Consider the following 17,648-nt stretch of genomic DNA (forward strand, 5'->3'; position numbering starts at 1 on the left):
GCCACGGACAACAAAAAAGCCGCGACCCTTTCGGGCGCGGCTCGTTCGCTAAAGCTGGTTGCGTGAGCCTGACACCACCGAAATCTTACCGTTTACAAACTTTAGACGCTACCGGACCTTTTCCTGCGGAACACAATGGGCGGAAAGCGGACTTGCGGCAGTGCGGCTTGGCGCCTGCGGCGAGTTTGGGATAGCGGCCATTCATGCGCCGCGCAGCAAGGAACGCTGACCTTCGTTACGCATAGGGCGACAGAACCGCGAGAGCCTCATCATGCTACCTGCTCTGACATCTGCTTTTTCAGAAGATCTGCGAATGCCCTGATCTGCGTTTGGCGCAGAGCTTGAGGCCGCGTAACGAGAAACACGTCCAGTTTCGGCAGGCTCACGCTAGGGAAAAGCTCCACAAGCCCCACCGCTAGAGAATGTGGGAGAACGGCCGCCCCGTGCCCCCGCTCTACGGCCTGAATCTGGGCGGCAAAAGACGAGACCCTAATGCGGATGTTGCCAAATCCTGCTGCCCGCGCGGCTTTCATATGGGGCAACTGGTCCATTGGCGGCAAAAGCCCGATCATCGGTATGTCCTCGGGGCGAGCGTTCCGTTTGATGCCAAGATCTTTGATCGCGTAAAGGCCGAGTGAAACCTCAGGCATCCGTTGATAGATCAGCGACGGCTCTCCCAGATGTGCGGTGCGCACTGCGATATCGGAGGCGCCCTGTGCCAGCTCTACGAACTCGGGCGAACTGGTGATGTCGACGGAGCAGCCGGGATGCTCGGAAATGAAACGCGCGGCAACATCAGCAACCAACCCGATGAACCCGTCGCCCGCCGTCACCCTGACGCGACCGGAAAGACCAGCGCTCTTCTGTGGCAGGATAAGCGCGCTTTCGAACTCCTGCGCCGCTTGGATCAAAGTCGATCCCCTCTCGGTTAGGCGCGTTCCATCCGCGCCGCGTTCGACCAGAGCCGCGCCCATCTGATGTTCCAGCTGCGTGATCCGGCGTGAGAGGGTCGAGGCAGCCATGCCGAGCGTCTCGCCCGCCCTGAGGAAACTGCCGCGCCGCGAGATCGCCAGCAACAATCGGATATCATCCCAGTTCATCTTGGCTCTCTGCTGTGCATTTTGACAAAGCTGTTTTGCCATGGTGTGCGTTCTACGCAAAGCCCGGCTTTGCTATCAAATCGCTAAGCGGCGCAGTGTGCGCCCGCAAGGAGATCTTTCATGCAAACCGTTTTCGTCACTGGTGCCACCGAGCTATTGGGCAATAATCTCGTGCGGCTGCTGCTTGATCGCGGTATTTTCGTGCGCGCTTGTCCGCTCGCGGGCCAAAGCCCATGCGCAGTTCGGAGCGATCCCCCAGCTTGAGATTATCGAAGGCGATCTGCTGGACGTTACGACATTCGCAGCGGCGCTTTCGGGGTGCGACACGGTGTTTCACACCGCGGCTTATTTCCGCGAGAGTTATGGCGGCGGAAAGCACTGGGCCATGCTCAAGCGGATCAATATCGATGCCACAGAGGCGTTGATCTCCGCGGCATATACCGCAGGCATACGCCGTTTCATCCATACCAGTTCGATCGCGGTGGTGAATGGTCCCCGTGGATCGCTGATAGACGAGACGATGACCAGAGACCTGTCCAAACCGAACCCGCGTGAGGAATGGATCATTACCGAACAACCGGATCTACGGATCATCGAAGATGACCTTTGGCGCCGCGTGAAGGCACGGCAAGACACCATCCGGGAAGAGATGAACCATACCGCGCAGGATGACACACCGCTGCGCCGCGATTTCGCGCGCCAACCGAAGTTCCTGCTCTCCGGCTTGATCAAATGCGGCTGTTGCGGTGGCAACTACATCCTGATCAACCGCACCCGCTACGGGTGCTCCGTCTCCCGGAACAAGGGACTGGCAGTCTGCGACAACCGCGCGACCATCGGGCGAGAGGACCTCGAAGCCCGCGTGCTCGGCGGGCTGAAGGATCGCCTGATGCACCCGGAGCTGATTGCTCTGTTCGTCGAAGAATACCGCCGCGCCTGGAACGACGCGCTGGCTGGGCAGGTCGTGCAACGCGCCAAGGCCGAGCGTGAGCTTGCCCAGCTGGAGCGGAAGATTTCAGGTATATTGGCGGCGGTCGAAGACGGGATGTATGATCCATCGATGAAGGCACGAATGGAGACGCTGAAGGCCGAGAAGACACGGTTGACACTTGCCGCGGCGCCCGAGCCCCCTGCCCTGCGCCTGCATCCGGGACTCGCTAAGACCTATCGGGCGAAAGTGGCGGATCTGGCATCGTCGCTGTCAGACCCGGCGCACCAGCTTCAGGCGAGCGAGGCGCTTCGCGGGTTGATTTCGCAGGTACGGCTCATGCCGGATGCCGCTGCCATGGACGGGCACGCGATCGCGCTTGTGGGGGATCTGGCTTCAATTCTTACGTTGCAGGAGGCGGAAACGGCGCAAACCCCGCCGAATACGAGGCGGTGTGTTGGCGGTGATGTTGGTATGCAAGTAAAAGTGGTTGCGGGAGTAGGATTTGAACCTACGACCTTCAGGTTATGAGCCTGACGAGCTACCGGGCTGCTCCATCCCGCGTTATTTTGTGTCTGATTTGGGGGGGTGTTATCGTTATAGAGATGAATGACGCTCTTTATTAGGTTTGGCGGTGACCTACTCTCCCACGTCTTGAGACGCAGTACCATTGGCGTGTTGGCCCTTAACGGCCGGGTTCGGAATGGGACCGGGTGTATAGCCAGCGCTATGACCACCAAACCGAATAAAGAGCGTGCAAGTCAAGTTGTATGCATGATTTTGATCTGTAGGAGTGTCTGTCTACTACTGGATCAAATCAAGCCAATCGGGCAATTAGTACTGGTCAACTGAATGCATTGCTGCACTTACATCTCCAGCCTATCGACGTGGTGGTCTTCCACGGCCCTCAAGGGATACCTAGTTTTGAAGGGGGCTTCCCGCTTAGATGCTTTCAGCGGTTATCCTGTCCGGACATAGCTACCCAGCACTACCGTTGGCACGATAACTGGTCCACCAGTGGTCCGTTCACCCCGGTCCTCTCGTACTAGGGGCAACTCTTCTCAAGTATCCTACACCCACGGCAGATAGGGACCGAACTGTCTCACGACGTTCTAAACCCAGCTCACGTACCTCTTTAAACGGCGAACAGCCGTACCCTTGGGACCTGCTCCAGCCCCAGGATGAGATGAGCCGACATCGAGGTGCCAAACGGTGCCGTCGATATGGACTCTTGGGCACCATCAGCCTGTTATCCCCAGAGTACCTTTTATCCGTTGAGCGATGGCCCTCCCACTTGGGACCACCGGATCACTATGGCCGACTTTCGTCTCTGCTCGACTTGTCAGTCTCGCAGTCAGGCAGGCTTTTGCCATTGCACTCAACGACCGATTTCCGACCGGTCTGAGCCCACCTTCGCGCGCCTCCGTTACTCTTTGGGAGGCGACCGCCCCAGTCAAACTACCCGCCACACAGGGTCCCGGATCCGGATAACGGACCGCGGTTAGACATCAAGAGTGCGAAGGGTGGTATCTCAAGGATGCCTCCACCGGAACTGGCGTTCTGGTTTCAAAGGCTACCACCTATCCTGCACATCACAATCCTGATGCCAGTGTGAAGCTGTAGTAAAGGTTCATGGGGTCTTTCCGTCTAACCGCGGGTAGTGTGCATCTTGACACACAGTTCAATTTCGCTGAGTCCACGTTTGAGACAGCGGGGAGATCGTTACGCCATTCGTGCAGGTCGGAACTTACCCGACAAGGAATTTCGCTACCTTAGGACCGTTATAGTTACGGCCGCCGTTTACCGGGGCTTCAATTCAGAGCTTGCACCCCTCCTTTTAACCTTCCGGCACCGGGCAGGCGTCAGACTGTATACGTCGCCTTACGGCTTCGCACAGCCCTGTGTTTTAAGTAAACAGTCGCCACCCCCTAGTTTGTGCCCCCCACCACCAGTTGCCTAGCGATGGGGCCTCCTTCTCGCGAACTTACGGAGGCATTTTGCCGAGTTCCTTAAACGTGGTTCTCTCAAGCGCCTTGGTATTCTCTACCAGTCCACCTGTGTCGGTTTCGGGTACGGTCTTATAGAGAGGCTATTTCCAGGGACCTGTAGGCTGCCCACACAATCCGATAAGTGTGAACAACGGTTCAGATCCGTCACCATCTCACGGCCCAGGAATATTAACCTGGTTCCCATCGACTACGCCTTTCGGCCTCGCCTTAGGGGCCGGCTTACCCTGCTCAGATTAGCTTTAAGCAGGAACCCTTGGACTTTCGGCGACAGGGTCTCTCACCCTGTTTGTCGCTACTCATGTCAACATTCTCACTTCTGATCACTCCACCGGATGCCTTACAGCCCGGCTTCACAGTCAGAACATTGCCTCCAATGTATCCGAGGATACTAAGGAGGCAGCGTTCTATATCACAGAACGCTCCGCTACCACGCACTTCACAGTGCATCCAAAGCTTCGGCTCGTGGCTTGAGCCCCGTTACATCTTCGCCGCAGGACCTCTTGACTAGACCAGTGAGCTGTTACGCTATCTTTAAAGGATGGCTGCTTCTAAGCCAACCTCCTGGTTGTTTTGGAAGTCCCACATGCTTTCCCACTTAGCCACGAATTGGGGGCCTTAGCTGTTGGTCAGGGTTGTTTCCCTCTCCACGACGGACGTTAGCACCCGCCGTGTGTCTGCCGATCAGTTCTTCCCGGTATTCGGAGTTTGCTTAGACTCAGTAAGGCTGTGGGCCCCCATCATCCATGCAGTGCTCTACCCCCGGGAGAATACAATCGACGCGCTACCTAAATAGCTTTCGCGGAGAACCAGCTATCTCCGAGTTTGATTGGCCTTTCACCCCTAGCCACACGTCATCCGGACCCTTTTCAACGGGTGTCGGTTCGGACCTCCAGTTGGTGTTACCCAACCTTCATCCTGCACATGGCTAGATCACTCGGTTTCGGGTCTGATCCCACGAACTCGTCGCCCTTTTAAGACTCGCTTTCGCTGCGCCTACACCTATCGGCTTAAGCTTGCTCGTAAGACCAAGTCGTTGACCCATTATACAAAAGGTACGCCGTCAGAGCTCGAGGCTCCTCCGACTGCTTGTAGGCGTCCGGTTTCAGAAACTGTTTCACTCCCCTCGTCGGGGTGCTTTTCACCTTTCCCTCACGGTACTGGTTCGCTATCGGTCAGTAAGGAGTACTTAGCCTTCGAAGGTGGTCCTCCGATCTTCAGACAGGATTTCACGTGTCCCGCCCTACTTAATACGTCCCGTTGAGCTTCGTATACGGGGCTATCACCCATATTGCTGGACATTCCAGACCATTCTACTCACTCTCAAGGCTCGGCTGGTCCGCGTTCGCTCGCCACTACTAGCGGAGTATCATATTGATTTCCTTTCCTCCGGGTACTTAGATGTTTCAGTTCCCCGGGTTCGCTCTTAAAACCCTATGTATTCAGGTAATAAGTCCCTGGTTATGCCCGTTGTAAATTACCAAGGTAATTACAACAAACATTCAGGTGGGTTTCCCCATTCGGAGATCCATGGATCAAAGCTTATTCTCAGCTCCCCATGGCTTATCGCAGAGTATCACGTCCTTCATCGCCTCTTACTGCCAAGGCATCCACCAAACGCCCTTCTCGCGCTTGATTTGATCCAGAAGAAGATAGACTTCTTCCTGTATCAAAAGCATGCATACTATTCCCGCTGATGATCTAAGATCATCAACATTGGTTAGTGTACTTGACTTGAACAACATCGCTGCTTGCAGATCGAACTGCTGTCACCCGTACTTGGGCGACCCGCGATGCTGATGTTTAATTTCATCTCTATATACGATATCAAACCGTCCAATCGGACGAGCAAACCGTTCATCACTTGAACGTCTTGCTGATCTGATTGGATCTAGTCATCTTTGGTTTTACTGTCAGAAGTTATGGTGGAGCCTAGGAGGATCGAACTCCTGACCTCCTGAATGCAAATCAGGCGCTCTCCCAGCTGAGCTAAGGCCCCATAAACTGTGGAAAGTGGTGGGTCGAGGAGGACTTGAACCTCCGACCTCACGCTTATCAGGCGTGCGCTCTAACCACCTGAGCTACCGACCCATTCCTGGACCGAAGCCCTTGGCATTTTTCCGACTACTGAAGAGATATGAGGACGGCCTGGCCGTATATGTTTGAGGCTCTGACTGAGCCTCATGCTAAGTGTTTCACGAGCAAGGCAAGCCAAGCTACTAGAAACATCCTTAGAAAGGAGGTGATCCAGCCGCAGGTTCCCCTACGGCTACCTTGTTACGACTTCACCCCAGTCGCTGAGCCTACCGTGGTCCGCTGCCTCCATTGCTGGTTGGCGCACGGCCGTCGGGTAGACCCAACTCCCATGGTGTGACGGGCGGTGTGTACAAGGCCCGGGAACGTATTCACCGCGTCATGCTGTTACGCGATTACTAGCGATTCCGACTTCATGGGGTCGAGTTGCAGACCCCAATCCGAACTGAGACGACTTTTTGGGATTAGCCCATTGTCATCGCCATTGTAGCACGTGTGTAGCCCAACCCGTAAGGGCCATGAGGACTTGACGTCATCCACACCTTCCTCCGACTTATCATCGGCAGTTTCCCTAGAGTGCCCAGCCGAACTGCTGGCAACTAAGGACGTGGGTTGCGCTCGTTGCCGGACTTAACCGAACATCTCACGACACGAGCTGACGACAGCCATGCAGCACCTGTCACTGATCCAGCCGAACTGAAGGAAAGTGTCTCCACTAACCGCGATCAGGATGTCAAGGGTTGGTAAGGTTCTGCGCGTTGCTTCGAATTAAACCACATGCTCCACCGCTTGTGCGGGCCCCCGTCAATTCCTTTGAGTTTTAATCTTGCGACCGTACTCCCCAGGCGGAATGCTTAATCCGTTAGGTGTGTCACCGACAAGCATGCTTGCCGACGACTGGCATTCATCGTTTACGGTGTGGACTACCAGGGTATCTAATCCTGTTTGCTCCCCACACTTTCGCACCTCAGCGTCAGTATCGAGCCAGTGAGCCGCCTTCGCCACTGGTGTTCCTCCGAATATCTACGAATTTCACCTCTACACTCGGAATTCCACTCACCTCTCTCGAACTCAAGACTAGCAGTATTAAAGGCAGTTCCAAGGTTGAGCCCTGGGATTTCACCTCTAACTTACTAATCCGCCTACGTGCGCTTTACGCCCAGTAATTCCGAACAACGCTAGCCCCCTCCGTATTACCGCGGCTGCTGGCACGGAGTTAGCCGGGGCTTCTTCTGCTGGTACCGTCATTATCTTCCCAGCTGAAAGAGCTTTACAACCCTAAGGCCTTCATCGCTCACGCGGCATGGCTAGATCAGGCTTGCGCCCATTGTCTAAGATTCCCCACTGCTGCCTCCCGTAGGAGTCTGGGCCGTGTCTCAGTCCCAGTGTTGCTGATCATCCTCTCAAACCAGCTATGGATCGTAGGCTTGGTAGGCCATTACCCCACCAACTACCTAATCCAACGCGGGCCGATCCTTTGCCGATAAATCTTTCCCCCGAAGGGCACATACGGTATTAAACCCAGTTTCCCGGGACTATTCCGTAGCAAAGGGTACGTTCCCACGCGTTACTAACCCGTCCGCCGCTAGATCCGAAGATCTCGCTCGACTTGCATGTGTTAGGCCTGCCGCCAGCGTTCGTTCTGAGCCAGGATCAAACTCTCAAGTTGAAAGCGATTTACATCGCTAACCTTGACGCATGAACCTTCGCACATCGTCTATCCAATTGGATAAACGCTTTCTGCTTACCGTTCTCACTTGCGTGAAACCGACAAACAGTGAAGCTGACACTCACATCATCGGGCTAGACGCCCTAGTGAGCCGATATGCAAACGATCATTTAGTCGATCATCGACCAAACCGCCCGCATATCTCTTCAGTAAAACCATCAATGTCAAAGAGCCGAAGACAAAAATTACCAGCAGCACCCAATCCTCAGGTGCTAACCGCCAACCTAATCTTCCGAATTTCCTTCCGCCTCAACCACTCCAAACCGTCTCTTTCGATCCTGTCTGCCGCGGCTCAAGCGCCCCGCTGCGTCGTCTGCCGCTGCGGTGAAGCGGTATTTACGGAGAACACCCACAACCCGCAACCCCTTTTTTCACAAAAACATACCAAAAACCAAAAAAATCAACTAACCAACTGAAATTAAAGTATATATTTCGAACAGTTTTATGACGCCAATCCCCAACACACCCAAAACCACAGGAATCACCCGCCCAAAAACCAACCCACACACACCCTGCCCCAGCCGAACCCTCCCCGACGCGAAAACAAACCCACCTCAAAGCGCTCCTTAACGGCCCATCAAACCCCAAACACCCCGAAGAAGCATCAGCAGGGTGAATGCCGCGATCCAGATCCAGCCTTCCTGCGAGATCACCTTCATCTGCCAGACATAATGCAGCACGCCCAAGCCGACGGCCGGATAGACCAGCCAGTGCAGGCGGCGCCAGTTTTTGCCCAGATGCCGGATCGAGGCCTTATTCGAGGTCAGCGCCAGCGGGATCATCAGCACAAAGGCGGCAATCCCGAAGAACAGATAGGGGCGGCGATAGAGGTCGGGCAGCAACTGCCCCCAGAGCAGCGCCATATCCAGCACGATCCATGCCAGAAGATGCAGCGCCACATAGAAGAAGCCCAGAAGCCCCACGGCACGGCGATAACGCAGCAAGTTCACCCCCGTGGTTCGGCGCAGGGGCGAGATCACCAGCCCGCCCATCAGGAACCACAGCGCGATCTTGCCCAGACGGTGCTCGATCCCCTTGACCGGATCGACACCGATCCCGCCGGAAAGCACCAGCCACACCACCCAAGCCAAGGGGATCAGTCCCGCTATATAGACGAGCCATGTCGGCAGATGACGTGTGGCGCGATTGATCGGAGACGCGATAGCCAGCTGCATCAGTAGAACTTCCGCAGATCCATGCCTTTATAGAGAGAGGCCACCTGCTCGCCGTAGCCGTTGAACATCAGCGTCTCTTTCCGCCCGCCAAACAGCCCCGCGCCAATCACCCTCTCGGTGGCCTGTGACCAGCGCGGATGGTCCACCTGCGGGTTCACATTGGCATAGAAGCCGTATTCCTTCGGCTGCAGCGCCTGCCATGTATTCAGCGGCTGGTCTTTCAGAAGCGAGATCTTCACGATGCTCTTGGCCGATTTGAACCCGTATTTCCACGGCACGACCAGCCGGATCGGTGCGCCGTTCTGCTTGGGGAGGTCCTCACCATAAAGGCCGGTGGCCATCAGGGTCAGCGGGTTCATCGCCTCGTCCAGCCGCAGCCCTTCCTGATAGGGCCAGTCGATGCCGGAATACCCGCTCTGGCCGGGCATCTCTTTCGGGCGCAGCACCGAGGTGAACCCCACATATCGGGCGCCGGATTGCACACCGACGCTTTCCAGCAGGTCCGACAACTGGAACCCCGACCACGGGATCACCATCGACCAGGCCTCGACACAGCGGAAACGGTAGATACGTTCGCTGACGGTGACCATCTTCAGCAGATCCTCCAGCGCATAGGTGCCGGGCCTCTCGACCAGCCCGTCAATCTCCACCGACCAAGGGGTCGTGGTCAGCGCCGCCGCATATTTCTTCGGGTCCGACTTGTCCCAGCCGAATTCGTAGAAATTGTTGTAAGAGGTGATCTCCTCGAAGCTATTGGGCGTGAGCGCCTCGGCACGGGCTCCGCGCGGCAGGGCCGTGACACACGCCGCCCCGAGGCCACCAGCCATGATCTGGCGGCGGTTGAGAAACATCTCCTTCGGGGTGACATCCCGATCCTTGTAGATATCCCAGTCTTGGCGCATCATCGACCCTCCGGCTATAGGCATCTGGCAAAGCATACGGGGAAGTATACGGGCCGGACGGGGCAGAAGTTTCAGGCTTTGCGCAAAAATCCCTCACGATTTGGTCACCCCGCAGCCTGTAGGATCTTTACTCGGGCGGCCAGCCGCCCTATCTCTGCCCGATCATGGCTAAGAAACCGAGTTCCGAGAATAACGGCCTGATCGCCGAGAACCGTCAGGCACGCTACCATTACGCCGTCGAGGATACGCTCGAGGCGGGCATCGTGCTGACCGGATCCGAGGTCAAGTCCCTGCGCAATGGCCGCGCCAATATCGCCGAGAGCTATGCATCCGTCGAAGAGGCGGAGCTGTGGCTGATCAACGGCAATATCGAGAAATACGCTCAGGCCAAGACCTTCGGCCATGAGGAACGCCGCAAGCGCAAGCTGCTGGTGTCCAAGCGTGAACTCTCGCGGCTGTGGAATGCGACCCAGCGCGAAGGCATGACCATCGTGCCGCTGAAGATGTATTTCAATGAAAAGGGTCTGGTGAAGCTCTTGATCGGCATCGCCAAGGGGAAGAAAGTGGCCGATAAACGCGCCACCGAAGCCAAGCGCGACTGGGATCGCCAGAAGCAGCGCCTGCTCAAGCAGAACCTCTGACCTGACGCGCGGATGCAAGCTGCGGCTGTGCGGGCAAGGCAGCCTTGCCCGATCCGCCCTTGCACCCCCGATCCTCTTCCGTTTAATCAGGAAGCTGAGTAAAAGGGAGGGAGGCGCGCGATGGATAATCCGAAGATACTGGTATCGACCGACTGGCTTGAGGACCATCTGAAAAATCCCGATCTGCGGGTGATCGATGCATCCTGGTTCATGCCGGGGTCCGATAAGGATGCGAAGGCGGCGTATGACGCCTGCCATATCCCCGGCGCACGCTTTTTCGATATCGACGAGATTTCCGACCAGCGTTCCGATCTGCCGCATATGGCACCGCCCGCCGAAAAGTTCATCTCGCGGATGCGGGCAATGGGCGTGGGCGACGGCCATCAGGTGGTGATCTACGATCAATGCGGCATCTTCTCGGCACCGCGCGTGTGGTGGCTGTTCAAGCTGTTCGGCAAAGCCGATGTTGCGGTGCTGGATGGGGGCCTGCCGAAATGGCTGGCCGAGAACCGCCCCACCGAAGACATGCCGCCCGTGCTGCGCGAACGGCATATGACGGTGCAGCGTCAGGCGCAGCTAGTGAAGGATGTGACGCAGGTCGCGCATAGCTCGAAACTGGGCGATGCGGTGATCATCGATGCGCGTGCCGCCGAACGCTTTGCGGGCAGCCAGCCCGAGCCGCGCCCCGGTCTGCGGGCAGGCCATATCCCCAATGCGCGCAATGTGCCCTTCGGCACGGTTCTCAACGCGAACGGCACGATGAAATCCCCCGAGGATCTGCGCGCGATTTTCGAAACAGCAGGCGTCGATCTGGCGAAACCCGCCATCACGTCCTGCGGATCGGGTGTGACGGCGGCCGTGCTGGCGCTGGCGCTCGAATCGATGGGCAAATCGGATTGGTCGCTTTATGACGGCAGCTGGTCCGAATGGGGCATGTATAACGACCTCAGGGTCGCAACCGGAGAAGCATGATGTTCAGCAATCTCAAACCCACGCCGGCGGACAAGATCCTTGCCTTGTCCGGCCTCTATCGCGCCGATCCGCGCGACGAAAAGATCGACCTTGGTGTCGGCGTCTACAAGACTGCTGAAGGCAAGACCCCGATCATGTCGGCAATCTCGAAAGCCGAGAAGATCCTGCACGAGACCGAAACCACCAAAACCTATGCCAGCCTGATCGGCCAGCCGGATTTCCACGGCGCAATGGCCGCGATGGTGCTGGGCGAAGGCTATCCGGCGGACCGTCTGGCCTTCCTGTCGACCGTCGGCGGCACCGGTGCCTGCCGTCAGGCCTTCGAACTGGCGCGTCTGGCCAACCCCGAGATGAAAGTCTGGGTGTCGGACCCGACCTGGCCGAACCATATCGCCATCCTGAATTTCATGGGTGTCGAGGTCAAACCCTACCGGTATTTCGACAATGACGCCCGCGCGGTGGCCTTTGACGCGATGATCGAAGACCTCAAGCAGGCCAAGAAGGGGGATGTCGTCCTGCTGCATGGCTGCTGCCATAACCCGACCGGCGCGAACCTGACGCTGGAGCAATGGGCCGTGGTTGCCGAGACCCTGCTGGCAAACGGCGCGACCCCGATGATCGATCTGGCCTATCAGGGCTTTGGCGACGGTCTGGAAGCCGATGCCGCAGGCACCCGCCTGATGGCCGAGAAGATGCCGGAACTGATGATCGCGGCCTCCTGCTCGAAGAACTTCGGCATCTACCGCGAGCGCACCGGCTGTCTGATGGTGCTGGGCGATGCGGCCAATACCGCAATCACGCAGGACAATCTGGGCAAGCTGAACCGTCTGGCCTATTCCTTCCCGCCCTTCCACGGGCAGGCGCTGGTGGCGAAGGTCCTGACCGACCCGACCCTGCGTCAGGAGTGGGAAGACGAGCTGGAATCCGTGCGCAACGGCATGCTGGGCCTGCGCGAGCAACTGGCCGCCGAGCTGCGCCAGTTGACCAATTCGGACCGGTTCGACTTCCTCGCCCGTCACCGCGGCATGTTCTCGCGTCTGGGGGCGACCGAGGCACAGGTGATGAAAATGCGCGAAGATAACGCGATCTATATGGTCGGTGACTCGCGTCTGAACATCGCCGGCCTGAATGAAAACTCGGTGCCGCTCTTGGCCAAGGCGATTGTCGCAGCCGGCGTCTGACCCGCAGATTGCATCTTTAAGACCTAAGTAGGCAGCCCCCAGGGCTGCCTTTTTTCATATATTGTAAGACGAATGCGGTAGAGTTACTTTGAGCAAACTTATAAAATAATAACCGTTTCATCCTAAGATGATGTCAGACAACAGAGGTTCCCTATGCCCAAAGCCCGCCTAGCCTATCTTCTGCACGACGCCTCGCGCGCCGTGCGCAGCCGCTTTGAAACCCATACGGCCGATATCGGACTGACATCTTCGCAATGGCGCCTTATGTCGATTCTCATGCGTGAAGGACCGCTGCCGCAGGCGCGGATTGCCGAGTTGATGGAAATCGAGCCGATCTCGGTATCGCGTCTTGTCGACCGGATGGAACAGGGCGGCTGGGTCGAGCGGGCCCCCTCCCCCAATGACCGTCGCGTGCGGCTGGTTGCGCCGACAGAAAAGGCCCAGAACACGTTCACCGAAGCCCGTAGCGCCGCTGACCGCGTTTATGCCGAATCCATGACCGGTATGCCCGAGGGCACCTATGAAGAACTGACCGACATTCTGGAAAAGCTGATCCACAACCTCAATACGCTGAACAACCAGCACCGTTGAGGCCACGCCCAGATCGCGACAGCCTTGCCCCGGGCGTGTTACAGGCGATGCCATCACATAGCAAAAGGCCCGGATCGCACGGATCCGGGCCTTTCTTCTAAGCGGTGATGCGCCCCTCTTACGGGTGATACGCGCTTTCGCCATGCGAGGTCTGGTCCAGACCCTGACGCTCTTCGTCTTGGCTGACGCGGAAGCCGACAAGGGCCTTGGTGATGTAGAGCAGGATGATCGAGCCGATCCCCGTCCACAGGATGGTCACGCCAATCGCCTTGATCTGCGCCATGACCTGTGCCGCCATCGTGCCTGCCTCGACCACATAGCCGGTACCGCCCAGCGACGGTGCGCACAGGATACCGGTGCCGATCGCGCCGACGATCCCGCCCACGCCGTGGATGCCGAAGACATCGAGGCTGTCGTCATAGCCGAACTTGTTCTTCACGGTAGTGACGAAGAAGTAGCAGAAGCCCGAAGCCACAGCGCCCAGAACAATCGCGCCAACCGGACCGGTGGTGCCACATGCCGGAGTGATCGCCACGAGGCCTGCAACCATCCCCGAGGCAGCGCCCAGCATCGACGCCTTGCCACGTGCCATCGATTCGATGAGGCACCATGCAAGGATCGCGCCAGCAGTGGCCACGAAGGTGTTGAACAGTGCCAGCGTTGCGCCGCCATTGGCTTCAAGGTTGGAGCCCGCGTTGAAGCCGAACCAGCCGACCCACAGCATCGCCGCACCCACCAGCGTCAGCGTCATCGAATGCGGTGCCATCATATCGCGGCCCAGACCGATGCGCGGCCCGATGAAGATCGCGGCAACAAGCGCAGCCACACCGGCATTGATATGCACCACGGTGCCTCCGGCAAAGTCGATTGCGCCCATGTTGAAGATCAGGCCTGCGCCATCCCACACCATATGGGCGATCGGGAAGTAGACGAAGGTGACCCAAAGCGCCGAGAAGACCAGAACGCCCGAGAATTTCACACGCTCGGCGAACCCGCCGATGAACAGCGCCGGAGTGATTGCGGCAAATGTCATCTGGAACGCGATAAAGACATATTCCGGCAGCACGACACCATCAGTGAAGGTGGCGGCGGTCGTGTCCGGCGTAACCCCTGCAAGGAACAGCTTGCCGAAACCGCCCCAGAACGGCGAGGTGCCGCCGCCAAAGGCCATCGAGTAGCCATAGACCACCCAGATCACCATCACCATTGCGCCGACTACGGTACATTGCATCAGAATCGAGAGCATGTTCTTGGTGCGCACAAGCCCGCCATAGAACAGTGCCAGACCGGGAACGAGCATGAAGAGCACGAGCAGGCTCGCGGTCATCATCCAGGCCACGTCGCCCTTGTCGATCACAGGCGCTGCCGCTTCCGTGGCGTCCTGTGCCAAAGCCGGCAGGGCCGACAGGGCGAATGCCGAGGCAAGCGCCGCTGATTTCAGCAATTTGTTCATTTCACCTATCCCTGTATTCCGTAACGCTTATAGAGCGTCTTCGTTGGTTTCCCCGGTACGAACGCGAACCGACTGTGCCACATCGAGCACAAAGATCTTGCCATCACCGATCTTGTCGGTTTTTGCGGCTTTGAGGATCGTGTCGACGACCTCATCCGCCAGACCATCGGTCACGACGATTTCAAGCTTCACCTTCGGCACGAAATTCACCGCGTATTCGGCGCCACGATAGATTTCCGTATGACCGGACTGCGCTCCGAAACCCTTGATTTCGGTCACCATCATGCCACGCACGCCGATGGAGGTGAGTGCTTCACGCACCTCTTCCAGCTTGAAAGGCTTGATTGCTGCAATAATCAGTTTCACGTTCGATCCCTTCCTGTATCCGCAGCTCCGCCTGCCGGATTCGATAGGCGGCACGCTGTCAGAAAGCCCATTTCTTAGGCATTGCACAAGCAAACCCTCATCGCCTCCTCACGATCCCGTGCCTTTCAGCGCAGGCAATATCCAATATTTAAGCAGCAAGATTAAAATTTAAGCGGACAATATACCGAATCGTGAGAACCATAATCTCCACAAAGCCTGCCCAGCCGTGTAAATTATCCGCAACGATCAAAAACGGAAACGAGCAGATGGCAAATAATGGCGGCCCGCGCAAACCGCTGGTGGCGGAACGACGCTACCCTCGCGGCGGCAAACCTGGACCGAAGAAGACCCCCCCGAAGAAATCCGCAAAACCGGCTCGGAAGCGTCCTGTGCGGCGTCACGGCCTGATTGTCGGATTGCTGCTGGGCCTTTTGAGGTTCTTCGGAAGCCTGCTGTTCAAGGTCACGTGGCGCGTCTTTGCCGTGATCGCCTTGGTGCTGGGTAGCTTCGTCTATTACTACTACACCCAGCTCCCGCCGCTCGAGACCCTGCTGGATGGCCGGACCCGCGGCTCTGTCACGATGCTTGACCGTGACAATCAGGTTTTCGCATGGCGCGGGGAAACCTTTGGCGGCCAGATTACCGCCAAGAACGTTTCACCCTATCTGCGCGAGGCCGTCGTGGCCACCGAAGACCGCCGCTTCTACCATCATTTCGGGGTCAGCCCGCGCGGCATCGGCTCGGCGATCCGCATCAACCTCAGCGAGGGGCGCGGCCCCTTCTCCGGCAATGGCGGCTCGACCATCACGCAACAGGTGGCAAAGCTTCTGTGTCTGGGCGTCGAATATGACCCCAAGAAATGGAAGAACGAGGCTGAATATGAAACCGACTGCCGCTCGGGCGGGCTGACGCGCAAGATCAAAGAGATCCCCTATGCGCTGGCGATGGAAGCCAAGTATACCAAAAACGACATCCTGACGATCTATCTCAACAGGGCCTATCTGGGGGCGGGTGCGCGCGGCTTCGAAGCCGCCGCACAGCGGTATTTCGGGATCTCGGCAGCCAATGTGAACCCGCAGCAGGCCGCCATGCTTGCCGGCCTGCTGAAAGCGCCGACCCGCTATGCCCCGACCAATAATCTGGCACGTTCGCAGGCGCGGGCAGGCACGGTTCTGGCCCTGATGCACGAGCAGAAATTCCTGACCGATGCCCAGTATCAGGAGGCCGTGGCGCATCCCGCAACCCTGTCGGAAGCGGCGCAGAAACGTGCGGGCGGCTATTTTGCCGACTGGGTGATGGATGACATCCCGCCCTTCCTGTCAAGCGACACCACCGAAGACGTGATCGTGCATACCACGCTGGACCAACGGGTGCAGGCTGCCGCCGAAAGCGCGCTGAAGGATGTGTTCGACAACAAGGTCAAGGATGGCTCCAAAGCGGAAGCGGCGATCATTGTCATGAGCGCCGACGGGGCGGTCCGTGCGATGGTCGGCGGGCGCGAAAGCAAGGTGACGGGGGCGTTCAACCGCGCGACAATGGCCCTGCGCCAGCCCGGTTCGACCTTCAAGCCCTTCGTCTATGCGGCGGCGATGGATATGGGCTACACACCTGATTCCATCGTGCAGGACACACCTCTGACGCTGAACATTCCCGGCTCCGGCCCGTGGTCACCGCAGAACTACGAGCGCACCTATAGCGGCCCGATCACCCTGACGCAGGCGCTGACGCATTCGGTCAATGTGGCCACCGTGCGCCTGCAGGAAGAGGTGGGCCGCGATGCCGTGCGCAAAGTGGCGGAAGATTTCGGCTTCGGGCACAATCTTGCCAAGGGTCCGGCGCTGGGTCTCGGGGTGTCGGAATCGACCCTGATCGACATGACGGGGGCCTATGCGGGCATCCTCAATGGCGGCTCCTCGGTCCGGCCTTATGGCCTGACGGACCTGCGACTGAAGGGGGACCAGACCCCGATCTTCACTTCCGGCGGCGGCATCGGCGAGCGGGTCATCTCCGAGAAAGCCGCGCGCGAGCTGGTCTATATGATGCATTCCGTCGTCGAGAACGGCACCGGCCGCCGCGCCAAGCTGAACGGCTACGAGGTTGCAGGCAAGACCGGCACCACCCAGTCGGCGCGGGATGCATGGTTTATCGGCTTCACCGCCGATTACGTCACCGGCGTCTGGATGGGCAATGACAATAACAAGCCCCTGACCGGCGTGACCGGCGGCGGCCTACCCGCCGAGATCTGGCACGAGGTCATGACCCGCGTCGAACAGGGGCAGGAATCGAAACCGCTGCCGATGGCCGACCCGTCGGAATGGCGCGGCCAGACCCAGCCCTATGACGGGCAAACCTATTCCAGCGATGGCACCGTCGTGTCCGGCTGGAATGCGCAGAACCAGCCGGTTCAGCAGCAAGAGCCGAATATCGCCGAAAAGATCATTAATGATGTTCTGGGGGCGATTACCGGAAAACGTTAGAGCTTTAACGAGATTCAACCCTTGCGGTAAATCTTCGGAAAGACCTCTGGGCAACACTGGACCCCGGCACCTCTTGAAACAGGTGCCGGGGTT

The 17,648-nt window shown here is 58.0% G+C and carries 11 protein-coding genes, 3 tRNA genes and 3 rRNA genes; 5 read left to right on the forward strand and 12 right to left on the reverse strand.

Annotated features, from left to right (window positions below):
• Positions 1 to 269: 269 nt before the first annotated feature.
• The 10 genes from WDB88_RS01215 to msrP form a co-directional block, all read right to left on the reverse strand.
• Positions 270 to 1,142, reverse strand: a complete 873-nt coding sequence (locus WDB88_RS01215; protein ID WP_339108403.1) for a LysR family transcriptional regulator — start codon at positions 1,140 to 1,142, stop codon at positions 270 to 272.
• A 541-nt stretch (positions 1,143 to 1,683) separates the two neighbouring features.
• The gene (locus WDB88_RS01220) at positions 1,684 to 2,070 is read right to left on the reverse strand and encodes a hypothetical protein (RefSeq protein ID WP_339108404.1); all 387 of its coding nucleotides are present in this window, start codon (positions 2,068 to 2,070) and stop codon (positions 1,684 to 1,686) included.
• A gap of 445 nt (positions 2,071 to 2,515) precedes the next feature.
• Positions 2,516 to 2,592: transfer RNA gene (locus WDB88_RS01225), tRNA-Met, on the reverse strand.
• 62 nt (positions 2,593 to 2,654) lie between these two features.
• Positions 2,655 to 2,769, reverse strand: a 5S ribosomal RNA gene (gene rrf / locus WDB88_RS01230).
• Positions 2,770 to 2,841: 72 nt separating this feature from the next.
• Positions 2,842 to 5,672, reverse strand: a 23S ribosomal RNA gene (locus WDB88_RS01235).
• 285 nt (positions 5,673 to 5,957) lie between these two features.
• A tRNA-Ala gene (locus tag WDB88_RS01240) sits at positions 5,958 to 6,033 on the reverse strand.
• A 15-nt stretch (positions 6,034 to 6,048) separates the two neighbouring features.
• Positions 6,049 to 6,125: transfer RNA gene (locus WDB88_RS01245), tRNA-Ile, on the reverse strand.
• A gap of 144 nt (positions 6,126 to 6,269) precedes the next feature.
• Positions 6,270 to 7,737: ribosomal RNA gene (locus tag WDB88_RS01250) — 16S ribosomal RNA — on the reverse strand.
• The 16S, 23S and 5S rRNA genes sit together here with 3 tRNA genes alongside, the layout of an rRNA operon.
• A gap of 626 nt (positions 7,738 to 8,363) precedes the next feature.
• Positions 8,364 to 8,972 carry a protein-methionine-sulfoxide reductase heme-binding subunit MsrQ gene (gene msrQ, locus WDB88_RS01255; protein ID WP_339108405.1) on the reverse strand — a complete coding sequence of 203 codons (609 nt, stop codon included), beginning with the start codon at positions 8,970 to 8,972 and terminating at the stop codon, positions 8,364 to 8,366.
• Positions 8,972 to 9,877 carry a protein-methionine-sulfoxide reductase catalytic subunit MsrP gene (gene msrP, locus WDB88_RS01260; protein WP_339108406.1) on the reverse strand — a complete coding sequence of 302 codons (906 nt, stop codon included), beginning with the start codon at positions 9,875 to 9,877 and terminating at the stop codon, positions 8,972 to 8,974. Before msrP ends, msrQ begins: the two co-directional genes overlap by 1 nt.
• A gap of 161 nt (positions 9,878 to 10,038) precedes the next feature.
• Here msrP and smpB point away from each other — a divergent pair, with 161 nt between their 5' ends.
• From smpB to WDB88_RS01280, 4 genes are all read left to right on the forward strand, one after another.
• Positions 10,039 to 10,515, forward strand: a complete 477-nt coding sequence (gene smpB, locus WDB88_RS01265) for an SsrA-binding protein SmpB (RefSeq protein WP_339108407.1) — start codon at positions 10,039 to 10,041, stop codon at positions 10,513 to 10,515.
• Positions 10,516 to 10,635: 120 nt separating this feature from the next.
• Positions 10,636 to 11,487 (forward strand): 3-mercaptopyruvate sulfurtransferase, encoded by an 852-nt coding sequence (gene sseA, locus WDB88_RS01270; protein WP_339108408.1) that lies wholly within the window; start codon positions 10,636 to 10,638, stop codon positions 11,485 to 11,487.
• Positions 11,487 to 12,668: an amino acid aminotransferase gene (locus tag WDB88_RS01275; RefSeq protein WP_339109449.1), complete on the forward strand. Its 1,182-nt coding sequence runs from the start codon at positions 11,487 to 11,489 to the stop codon at positions 12,666 to 12,668. Before sseA ends, WDB88_RS01275 begins: the two co-directional genes overlap by 1 nt.
• A gap of 153 nt (positions 12,669 to 12,821) precedes the next feature.
• Positions 12,822 to 13,259, forward strand: coding sequence for a MarR family transcriptional regulator (locus WDB88_RS01280; protein ID WP_339108409.1), 438 nt, complete (start codon positions 12,822 to 12,824; stop codon positions 13,257 to 13,259).
• Positions 13,260 to 13,377: 118 nt separating this feature from the next.
• Here WDB88_RS01280 and WDB88_RS01285 read toward each other — a convergent pair whose 3' ends face one another.
• The gene (locus tag WDB88_RS01285) at positions 13,378 to 14,712 is read right to left on the reverse strand and encodes an ammonium transporter (RefSeq protein WP_339108410.1); all 1,335 of its coding nucleotides are present in this window, start codon (positions 14,710 to 14,712) and stop codon (positions 13,378 to 13,380) included.
• Positions 14,713 to 14,739: 27 nt separating this feature from the next.
• Positions 14,740 to 15,078 carry a P-II family nitrogen regulator gene (locus WDB88_RS01290; RefSeq protein ID WP_339108411.1) on the reverse strand — a complete coding sequence of 113 codons (339 nt, stop codon included), beginning with the start codon at positions 15,076 to 15,078 and terminating at the stop codon, positions 14,740 to 14,742.
• Between the two features lie 266 nt (positions 15,079 to 15,344).
• Between WDB88_RS01290 and WDB88_RS01295 the strand changes: the two genes are divergently transcribed.
• Positions 15,345 to 17,555: a PBP1A family penicillin-binding protein gene (locus WDB88_RS01295; protein ID WP_339108412.1), complete on the forward strand. Its 2,211-nt coding sequence runs from the start codon at positions 15,345 to 15,347 to the stop codon at positions 17,553 to 17,555.
• Positions 17,556 to 17,648 lie beyond the last annotated feature (93 nt).

Source organism: Thioclava sp. GXIMD4216, from assembly GCF_037949285.1.
Lineage (GTDB): Bacteria > Pseudomonadota > Alphaproteobacteria > Rhodobacterales > Rhodobacteraceae > Thioclava > Thioclava litoralis.

Coding starts and splice junctions, on each gene's coding strand:
- WDB88_RS01295 (WP_339108412.1), top strand. CDS start 15,345: ATGGCAAATAATGGCGGCCCGCGCAAACCGCTGGTGGCGGAACGACGC.
- WDB88_RS01275 (WP_339109449.1), top strand. CDS start 11,487: ATGTTCAGCAATCTCAAACCCACGCCGGCGGACAAGATCCTTGCCTTG.
- msrQ (WP_339108405.1), bottom strand. CDS start 8,972: ATGCAGCTGGCTATCGCGTCTCCGATCAATCGCGCCACACGTCATCTG.
- smpB (WP_339108407.1), top strand. CDS start 10,039: ATGGCTAAGAAACCGAGTTCCGAGAATAACGGCCTGATCGCCGAGAAC.
- WDB88_RS01280 (WP_339108409.1), top strand. CDS start 12,822: ATGCCCAAAGCCCGCCTAGCCTATCTTCTGCACGACGCCTCGCGCGCC.
- WDB88_RS01215 (WP_339108403.1), bottom strand. CDS start 1,142: ATGGCAAAACAGCTTTGTCAAAATGCACAGCAGAGAGCCAAGATGAAC.
- msrP (WP_339108406.1), bottom strand. CDS start 9,877: ATGATGCGCCAAGACTGGGATATCTACAAGGATCGGGATGTCACCCCG.
- sseA (WP_339108408.1), top strand. CDS start 10,636: ATGGATAATCCGAAGATACTGGTATCGACCGACTGGCTTGAGGACCAT.
- WDB88_RS01285 (WP_339108410.1), bottom strand. CDS start 14,712: ATGAACAAATTGCTGAAATCAGCGGCGCTTGCCTCGGCATTCGCCCTG.